General features: G+C 74.7%; 3 protein-coding genes. 2 read left to right on the plus strand and 1 reads right to left on the minus strand.

Annotated features, from left to right (window positions below; genetic code table 11):
* Positions 1–1430 (minus strand): phosphocholine-specific phospholipase C (locus K6I34_RS22815; protein WP_229328192.1); only part of this gene is annotated, 1430 nt, incomplete at its 3' end.
* A gap of 554 nt (positions 1431–1984) precedes the next feature.
* On the opposite strand from K6I34_RS22815, the gene K6I34_RS22820 reads away from it, so the two are divergent.
* Together K6I34_RS22820 and K6I34_RS22825 are read left to right on the plus strand one after the other, a co-directional pair.
* Positions 1985–8872 (plus strand): type I polyketide synthase, encoded by a 6888-nt coding sequence (locus tag K6I34_RS22820; RefSeq protein ID WP_229328193.1) that lies wholly within the window; start codon positions 1985–1987, stop codon positions 8870–8872.
* Between the two features lie 56 nt (positions 8873–8928).
* Positions 8929–10121, plus strand: a 1193-nt coding sequence (locus tag K6I34_RS22825) for a polyketide synthase (protein ID WP_229328194.1), incomplete at its 3' end; no start/stop codon positions are given.

The raw sequence follows: 10121 nt of genomic DNA on the forward strand, positions 1-10121 counted from the left end.
TAGCTGGAGTGCCGCTGCCGGTCCTGCGGCTCGTACGCGCGGGTGTCGGGCAGCCGGGCGGGCGTCGTCCGCTGGAGCCGGAAGTCGAAGGCCGAGGTGAGGTCGCCGCAGATCGCCCGCCGCCAGGGCGAGATGTGGGGCTCGCGGACGCCGAAGCGGCGCTCCATGAAACGGATGATGGAGGTGTGGTCGAAGACCTCCGAGCAGACGAAGCCGCCGGTGCTCCAGGGCGAGACCACGAGCATGGGCACGCGCTGCCCGAGGCCGTAGGGCCCGGCGGCGTAGTGGGCGTTGCCGGGGAAGTGGTCGAGGGCGGTGTCCACGGTGGAGGCGCCCCGGTCCGCGGAGGCGGGCGGGAACGGCGGCAGGACGTGGTCGAAGTAGCCGTCGTTCTCGTCGTAGGTGATGAACAGGGCCGTCCTGCTCCACACCTCGGGGTTCGAGGTCAGCGCGTCCAGGACCTGCGCGATGTACCAGGCGCCGTAGTTCGCAGGCCAGTTGGGGTGCTCGGAGAACGCCTCGGGGGCGGCGATCCAGGAGATCCGCGGCAGCTTCCCGGCCTTCACGTCCGCGCGCAGGACGTCGAAGTAGCCGTCGCCCTTCTTGACGCTGGTGCCGGTGCGCGCCTTCTCGAAGAGCGGGTCGCCGGGTTTGGCGTCGCGGTAGCGGTTGAAGTAGAGGAGCGAGTTGTCGCCGTAGTTGCCGCGGTAGGCGTCGTCCAGCCAGCCCCAGGAGCCCGCCTTGTCCAGGCCGTCACCGGTGTCCTGGTAGACCTTCCAGGAGATCCCGGCCTCTTCCAGCCGCTCCGGGTAGGTCGTCCAGTCGTAACCCGCCTCCTCGTTGCCGAGGACCGGGCCGCCGCCCTTGCCGTCGTTGCCCGCGTGGCCCGTCCACATGTAGTAGCGGTTGGGGTCGGTGGCCCCCATGAAGGAGCAGTGGTAGGCGTCGCACACGGTGAACGCGTCGGCGAGCGCGTAGTGGAAGGGGATGTCCTCCCGCGTCAGGTACGCCATCGTGCCCGTGCCCTTGGCCGGTATCCACCGGTCGTACCTGCCGCCGTTCCACGCCTGATGGCCGCCCGCCCAGTCGTGGTTGAGGCCCGCGATGAACCGCATCCCGAGGTCCTTCGCCGCCGGGCGGTAGGGCAGGACGTCCCTGGTGCCGTCCGACTGGTACCAGACGGACCTGCCGCCGGAGGGCGCGGCCGGGCGGGGGTCGCCGAATCCGCGCACGCCCTTCAGCGAACCGAAGTAGTGGTCGAAGGAACGGTTCTCCTGCATCAGGACGACGATGTGCTCGACATCCTGGATCGTGCCGGAACGGCGCCTGGCCGGAATGGCGGCGGCCCGCTCGATGCTGCTGGACAGGGCCGCGAAACCGGCGGTCGCGCCGGCGATCTGGAGGAAGCGCCGGCGGTTGAGTTCGGACATGAGAGGGAGACCCCTTGGGGTGAGATACGAAAGACGGCGATGCGCTCCAAGAGCAGCGAGCATGGGAGAGGGGAAGGTGTCACCCGGGTGAAGCGGGGCAGTACGCGAGCCGAACGTAGCGGACGGTGCGACGGGAGACCAGGGGCGCGGCGGACCCGCGGCGCGGCGCACGAGTCACGAGCGGAACGTGGGACGTTGCCTGCTCGGCGGCTCGCGGCCCGGCCCGGGCGCCGGGAAAGGCGTCGGGGGCGGTGTCGTCCGTGGGGCGGGGGAGCCGCCCGACGCGTGGGAACGAGTGAACGGATGATCCGAGGGTGAGGTATTGAGGCCTGCTGTCAAGCGGATTATGATGCGCGGGCGCTGAGCAGGATCCCGTGCGTGCAACTGTGCGCGGTACAACCGGACTTGCTCCTCCGGATGTGTGCGTGTCACGGTGATCCGGAACGTCATGCTGTGGGGAAGAAGCGACTGCGGAGGCGGGAGCGATCGTCCTTGCATCCGGCTCCTCCGGTACCGTCCAGTTTTCACATCCCTGATGGGGAGCCGCCTTCGTGGTGCACACCGTGATCGGTGCCAATCCGTTCGGAGAGACCGACGCACGCGTCGTCGCGGCCGTCAGCAGAGCCGGTGGGCTCGGCGTCCTCGACCTCGGCAGCGGCGGCCGTCGTACCCGCGAAGCCCTCGGCCTCGCCCGCCGCTGGACCGGCGGTGACTTCGGCGTACGCGTCCCCGAGGGCTGTGAGCTCCACCCCGACGAGCTGTACGACCGTGACGGCACCGGCCCGCACACCGTCCTCCTGGCCCCCGGCGCCGCATGGCCCGCGGACAGGGACCGGACCCTCACCGTCCTGGCCGAGGCCCGCTCGCGGACCGAGGCCCGCGCCGCGGTACGGGCGGGGGCGGACGGCATCGTCGCGCGCGGCAGCGAGTGCGGAGGCCCGGCCGGTGAGCTGTCCGCCTTCGTGCTGCTGCAACAGCTGCTCGCCGACCCCGAATTGGACGTCCCCGTCTGGGTGTGCGGCGGCATCGGGCCGAACACCGCCGCCGCGGCCGTCCTCGCGGGCGCCGCCGGTGTCGTCCTCGACATACAGCTCGCCCTGCTGGAGGAAGCGGCCACCCCGCCCGCGCTCGCCCGCCTGCTGCGCACGGCGGACGGCACCGGCACCGTCCTCGCCGACGGGCGGCGCCTCCTGGACCGCGCCCGCCCCGGCGTCCCCGCCGAACTGCGCGACCGCCCCGTGCCGTTCGGGCAGGACGCCTTCCTCGCCCGCCGTTTCGTCCGGGACCACCGCACGGTCGGCGCCGCCGTACGGGCCGTACGCGAGGGCATCGACCGGGCGCTCCGGGACCCCGGCGCGGCGGCGGCGCTGCTTCCCGGCTCGGCTCTCAGCCGCTCCTTCGGCACCGAACTCCCCGTCGCCCAGGGGCCGATGACACGGGTCAGCGACCAGGCGCGGTTCGCCGGCGCCGTCGCCGAGGGCGGGGCCCTGCCGTTCGTCGCGCTGGCCCTCGCCGGTCCCGGACAGACCAGGTCCCTCCTGGAGGAGACCGGGGCCGCGCTCGGCGGGCGGCCCTGGGGCGTCGGCATCCTGGGCTTCGCCCCGGACGACGTGCGCGCAGCCCAGCTGGAGGCCGTGCGCGAGCTCCGGCCCACCCACGCCGTCCTCGCCGGTGGCCGCCCCGCGCAGGCCGCCGCGCTGGAGACCCAGGGCATCCGCACCTTCCTGCAGGTCCCGACCCCCGGGCTGCTCGGCCAGTTCCTCGACGCGGGGGCCCGGCGGTTCGTCTTCGAAGGCGCCGAGTGCGGCGGCCACGTCGGCCCCAGCAACTCCTTCCCGCTCTGGGAAGCCCAGATCGCCGTCCTGGAGGACTTCCTGGACGCCCGGCCACGCCACGAGGAGCCGCCGGGGATCGAGGTGCTGTTCGCGGGCGGGGTGCACGACGAGCGCTCGGCCGCGATGGTCGCCGCCCTGTCCGCCGGGCTCACCCGGCGCGGCGCCGCGGTCGGCGTCCTGATGGGCACCGCGTACCTCTTCACCCGCGAGGCGGTGGAGAGCGGAGCGGTCCGGCCGGTCTTCCAGCACACCGTGCTCACCGCCGAGAGCACCGTCCTGCTGGACACCGCGCCGGGCCACGTCACCCGCTGCGTCCCCAGCCCCTTCACCGACACCTACCGCACACACCAGGAGGAACTGCGGCAGCAGGGCGTCCCCAGGCGCGAAGCCTGGGAACGGCTGGAGCGGCTCAACCTCGGACGGCTGCGCATCGCCAGCAAAGGCGTCGAGCGCGTCGACGGCGCGCTCCGCGAGGTGGACGAACAGCGGCAGTTCGACGAGGGCATGTTCATGGCCGGGGAAGTCGCCGTGCTGCGCGACGCCACCACGACCGTCGCCGAACTGCACCGCGACGTGACGGACCGCGCGGCCGCCTTCTACGAACGGCGGGCCGCGGAACTGACCGACAGGACGACCGCCGACACCGCGGCCGTGCCCGTGCCGCCCCCGCTGGACGTCGCGGTCATCGGCATGGCCGCGATGTTCCCCGGAGCCCCCGACCTGGCCGCCTTCTGGGCCCAGGTGCTCGACGGCAGGGACGCGGTGACCGAGGTGCCCGCCGACCGCTGGGACCCCGCCCTCCACTACGGCGAGGACGCGCCCGCGCACGACGTCTCGGCCTCCCGGTGGGGCGGCTTCCTGCCCTCGATCCCCTTCGACCCGCTGCGCTTCGGCATCCCGCCGTCCTCGCTCGGTTCCATCGAACCCGTCCAGCTGCTCGCCCTGGAAGCGGCCCGCAGAGCCCTCGCCGACGCGGGCTACGCGCACCGGGAATTCCCGCGCGCCCGTACCGGCGTGGTCTTCGGCGCCGAGGCGGGCAGCGACATGTCCCACGCGACCACGCTGCGCGCCGCCCTGCCCGCCTACCTGGGCGGACGGCTCCCGGAGGACCTCGCGGAGCAACTGCCCACCCTCACCGAGGACTCCTTCCCCGGCATGCTCGCCAACGTCATCTCCGGGCGGATCGCCAACCGGCTCGACCTCGGCGGCGCCAACTACACCGTGGACGCCGCCTGCGCCTCCTCACTGGCCGCCGTCGACGTGGCCTGCAAGGAGCTGACCACGGGCGCGGCCGACCTCGTGCTGTGCGGCGGCGCCGACCTGCACAACGGCATCAACGACTACGTGCTCTTCTCGTCCGTCCACGCGCTGTCCCCCACCGGCCGCTGCAAGACCTTCGACGCCGGGGCGGACGGCATCGCGCTGGGCGAGGGCGTCGCCTGCGTGGTGCTCAAACGACTGGCCGACGCGCGGCGCGACGGGGACCGGGTCTACGCCGTCATCCAGGGCGTCGGCGCCTCCAGCGACGGACGGTCCCTCGGCCTGACCGCGCCCCGGCCGGAGGGCCAGCGCACCGCACTGGAACGGGCCTACGCGCAGGCCCGGATCTCCCCGGCCCGGGTCGGCCTGGTCGAGGCGCACGGCACCGGGACGGTGGTCGGCGACCGCACCGAACTCGACGTCCTCACCAAGGTGTTCCAGGATTCGGGCGCCGCGCCGGGCCGTTGCGTGATCGGCTCGGTCAAGTCCCAGATCGGCCACACCAAGTGCGCGGCCGGGCTGGCCGGTGTGATCAAGACGGCTCTGGCGCTGTACACCGGGGTGCGCCCGCCGACCCTGCACGTCCGGCGGCCCAACCCGGCCTGGCAGCCGGAGAGCAGCCCGTTCGTCTTCCACCGGCGCTCCCTGCCCTGGGCCGAGCCGTCCGGCGAACGCGTCGGCGGCGTCAGCGCCTTCGGGTTCGGCGGCACCAACTTCCACGTGGTGCTGCGCGGCGGCGACGGCGGGACACCGCCCCGGCGGACGGCCGACGCCTGGCCCGCCGAACTGTTCCTGTTCCGCGGCGACACGGCGATCGAGGACCTGCTGCGGCTGGCGGAGACGAACGCGTCCCAGGGGGTCGGTGTGTCTCATGGGGCCGTCGGGTCTCGGGGGGTCGACGGGACGGCCGCCGTGGACAGTACGGACGTGACCGGCACCGCGGACAGCACGGACGCGACCGGCTGGCATCCGTGGCGGCTCCGCGACCTGGCCCGTACGGCGGCGCGCCGGGCCGCGGACCCGGCCGCGGGACCGGTCACCGCGGCCGTGGTCGCCTCCGGCCTCGCCGAACTGCCCGGCCTGCTGCGCGCCGCGCTGGCAGGCAGCGCCGTGCCCGGCGTCTTCATCGCCGGACCCGCGCCGGTGGACGGCAAACTGGCCTTCCTCTTCCCCGGCCAGGGCAGCCAGCGGCCCGGCATGCTGGCGGACCTGTTCACCGCCTTCCCGGAGACGCACGAGCGGCTGCGCCGCGCCCCGGTCGCCGCGATGTTCCCACCGGCCGCGTTCGACCCGGCCGAGCGGGACGCGCAGCGCGCCCGGATCGCCGACACCCGCCGGGCCCAGCCCGCCCTGGGCGCCGCCTGCCTGGCCGCCCACGACGTCCTGTCGGACCTGGGCATCCGCCCCGACATGGTGGCCGGCCACTCGTACGGGGAACTCGTGGCGCTGTGCGTCGCGGGCACGTTCCCCGCCGAGGCGCTCCCCGAACTGAGCGAACTGCGCGCCGAGGCGATGCTCGGCGCCGCCGGGGACGAACCCGGCACCATGGCCGCCGTCGCGGCGGGAGCGGCCGCCGTGGAAGCCGTGCTGGCCGACACCGGACTCGCCGGACAGGTGGTGGTCGCGGGCCACAACTCGCCCGCGCAGACGACGATTTCGGGGCCGGATCCGGCAGTGCGGCAGGGCGCGGAGGCGCTGAAGAAGGCCGGGTTCGGTGTCCAGCCGCTCGACGTGGCGTGCGCCTTCCACAGCCCGCTGATGGCCGGAGCGGTGGAGACCTTCGCCGAGGTCCTCTCCTCCCGCCCGCTGCGGGCGCCGGAGATCCCGGCGTGGTCCGGGCTGACGGCGACCCGCTATCCGGAGGACACCGCGGAGCTGCGGGCCCGCCTCGCCGGGCAGATCGCCGCACCGGTGCGCTTCACCGAGCAGATCGAGGCGATGTACGAGGCCGGTGCCCGGATCTTCGTCGAGGCGGGCCCGGGCGCCGCGCTCGCCGGACTGGTACGCGCCACCCTCGGCGACCGGCCGCACCTGACCGTCCCCTTCGAACCGCACCCCGAGGCCGGGCTGCGCGGCCACCTGGAGGCGCTGGCGCGGCTGGCGGTCTCCGGCGGCGTCCAGGTCGACGCGGAAGCGCTGTTCGCGGGCCGGGACGCCGTGGTGGCCGAGCCGGGGCGGACGCCCGAGCGCCCCGGCTGGACCGTGAACGGCCACCTGGTCCGTACCGCCGACGGCGCGCCGCTCCCCGGAGGGCTGCGGCCCGCGCGGCGGATCGCGCCGCTGACGGCGGTGCCCGCACCCGACGGCGCGAACGGATCCGACGGCGCGAACGGATCCGGGCGGGTGGACCGGGAGGCCCTGCTCCAGGACTTCCTGCGCGGCAGCCGCGAGCTGATCGCGGCGCAGCGGGACGTCCTGATGACGTACTTCGGCGGGACGGCGACGATTCCGCCGCAGGCCCCCGCGCCGGTGACGGAGACGGCCGTCGTCACGGCGGAGACGGCCGTTGCCGCGGCGAAGGCTCCCGCGACGACGCCTCGTACGGATCGTACGGATCGCACGGAAGCCGACGAGCCCGACCTGCTGCGCACCGTGCTGACGGTCATCAGCGAACGGACCGGCTACCCCGTGGAGATGATCGACCCCCAGCTCGACCTCGAAGCCGATCTGAGCGTGGACTCCATCAAGCGGACGGAGATCGCCGGTGAACTGGCCAAGCGCCTGGGAGTCGCCGGAGCCGGGCCGCGGACCTGGGACGACACGGACCTGGAGAGCCTGACCCGGGCACGGACCGCGGCGTCGATCGTCGCGTGGATGGACGCGCGCACGGGTGGTCCGGAGGCGGCTGCGGAGGACCCCGCCCCACAGACGCACGACGACACCAAGGCCGCGGAACCGGCCGGAGTCGCGCCCCGGCGGTACGTGCTGCGCAGCGTGCCCCTGGACGATGCCCCCGCGCCCGACGGCTCCACCGCCCTGCGGGACGCACACCTCCTCGTGCTCGGCGGAAGCGCCCGCACCGCGCAGGCCCTCGTGGCCCGGCTCCGGGAACACGGGGCGCGCGTCACCCACGCCGACGGCACGTCCGACGCCCCGGCCGGGCCGCTGGACGGAGTGATCCTGCTGGCCGGGCCCGTGCTGCCGGGTGCCTTCCCCCTCCTGAAGGACCTGCTCGGACGCCGACCGCGCCGCCTGCTGTCCGTACGGTGGTCCGAGGACGGCGGCCGGGACGACGGGATGGGCGGCTTCCTCCGCACCGTCGCCCGCGAGTATCCGGACACGGTCGCCCGCCTCGTCACCCTGTCCGGAGGACAGGAAGCCGACAGCACGGCCGCCGCTGCCGCCGTCGTCGGGGAACTCCTCGCGCCGGACCGGACGCCCGTCGTCGAACGTACCGAGGACGGGCGGCGCTTCGGCATCGAGCCGCAGGAGGCCCCGCTGGGCCCGCTGCTCACCGACGACGCCTCCACCGCGGAGCGGGCCGCCGAGGCCCTCGGGCTCGGGCCGGATTCCGTCCTGCTCTTCGCGGGCGGGGCCCGCGGCATCGCCGCGCGGGCCGCCGTCGCCCTCGCGGCGGCCTCCCGCTGCCGGGTCGAACTGCTCGGCCGTACCGTCATGGCCGACACCCCCGAGCCGCCCGGGATCGCGGGCGTCACCGGACGTACCGCGCTCCGGGCCGCGCTCGCCGCCCGCGGCGGTCTCCGCCCCGCGGACATCGACCGCGAGGCGGGCCTCGTCCTGGCCCGCCGGGAGATCGGGGCGACCCTCGCCGGGATCCGCGCGGCCGGCGGCGAAGGCGCGTACCGCTCCCTCGACCTGCGGGACGCGGAAGCCGTCGGACAGGCGGTCAAGGAGATCCACGCCCGCCACGGACGCGTCGACGGCCTCGTGCACGCCGCCGGGGTCATCGAGGACCGGCTCGTCGGCGACAAGGACCCGGCCTCCTTCGCCCGGGTCCACGAGACGAAGGCGGAGAGCGCCCGGACCCTGTTCGCCACCCTGCGCCGACTCCCCGGACCACCCCGCTTCACCGTGCTGTTCGGGTCCGTCGCCGCCGTGCACGGCAACCGGGGCCAGGCCGACTACGCCGCCGCCAACGACGCCCTCGCCGCGCTCGGCAGGCAGTGGCACCGCTCCACCGGCACCCGGACGCTGACCGTCCACTGGGGACCGTGGGCCCCGGACGCCGTGCACGGCGGGATGGTCGGCCCCGAGCTCGCCCGGGAGTACGCCCGGCGCGGCATCGGCCTGATCGACCCGGGCGAGGGGACTCTCGCCCTGCTGCGCGAACTGACCTGGGGCGACGACGACACGTGCGAGGTCGTCTACGCCGCTCCGGGGTGGTGACGGTGGATCACGGGCTTCCCGGGCACCCCGCGCAGGAACCCGTGGCCGTCGTCGGCATGGCGGTCACGCTGCCCGGCGCGGACGGCCTGGACCGGTACTGGCACAACCTCCGCACCGGCGTGGACGCCATCTCCGAGGTGCCACCGGGACGCTGGGACCAGGACGAGTACCGCTCCGGAGCCATCTACTGCCGACGCGGCGGATTCGTCGACGACCAGCTCACCGGCTTCGACCCCGCCGCCTTCGGCATCATGCCGGACTCCGTCCCGGGCACCGAGCCCGACCAGCTGATCGCCCTGCGCACCGCCGCCGCCGCGATCGCCGACGCGGGCGGCCTCACCACGACGGACCCGACGCGGGTCGGAGTCGTCCTGGGCCGCGGCGGCTATCTGACGCCCGGGCTGGCACGGCTCGACCAACGGGTGCGCACCGCGGGCCAGCTGACCCGCACTCTGCGGGAGCTGCTGCCCGAGCTCGGCGAGGAACGCCTGGCCCAGGTCCGTACCGCCTTCGAGGAGGCCCTGGGACCGGACAGCCCCGACGCGGTCGTCGGCCTGGTCCCCAACTTCGCCGCCTCGCGCATCGCCAACCGGCTCGACCTGCGCGGCCCCGCCTACACGGTCGACGCGGCCTGCGCCTCCTCGCTGCTGGCCGTCGACCAGGCGGTGGGGGAACTGGCCGCCGGGCGCTGCGACGCGGTGCTCGCCGGAGGCGTGCACCACTGCCACGACGTGACCCTGTGGTCGGTGTTCGCCCGCCTGGGGGCGCTCTCCCGCACCCAGCGGATCCGCCCCTTCCACCGGGACGCCGACGGCGTGCTGATGGGCGAGGGCACCGCGGTGCTCGTCCTCAAACGGCTCGCCGACGCCGTACGCGACGACGACCGGGTCTACGCGGTGGTCCGAGGCACCGGAGTGGCGGGCGACGGACGGGCCGCCGCCCTGGTGAACCCGGACCCGGACGGCCAGACCCGGGCCGTCCGGCTCGCCTGGCGGGCCGCCGGGGTGGACCCCGCCGCCCCCGGGGCGATCGGCCTGCTCGAAGCACACGGCACGGGAACCCCGAACGGCGACGCGGCGGAGATCACCACCCTGCGCCGCGTGTTCGGCACCGCGCGCGAACCGGACGCGGTGATCGGCTCGGTCAAGTCGATGATCGGCCACACCATGCCCGCGGCGGGCGCGGCGAGCCTGGTCAAGGCCGCACTGGCCCTCCACCACCGGACACTTCTGCCCACCCTGCACTGCGA

Source organism: Streptomyces sp. UNOC14_S4 (assembly GCF_020740835.1).
Taxonomy (GTDB): domain Bacteria; phylum Actinomycetota; class Actinomycetes; order Streptomycetales; family Streptomycetaceae; genus Streptomyces.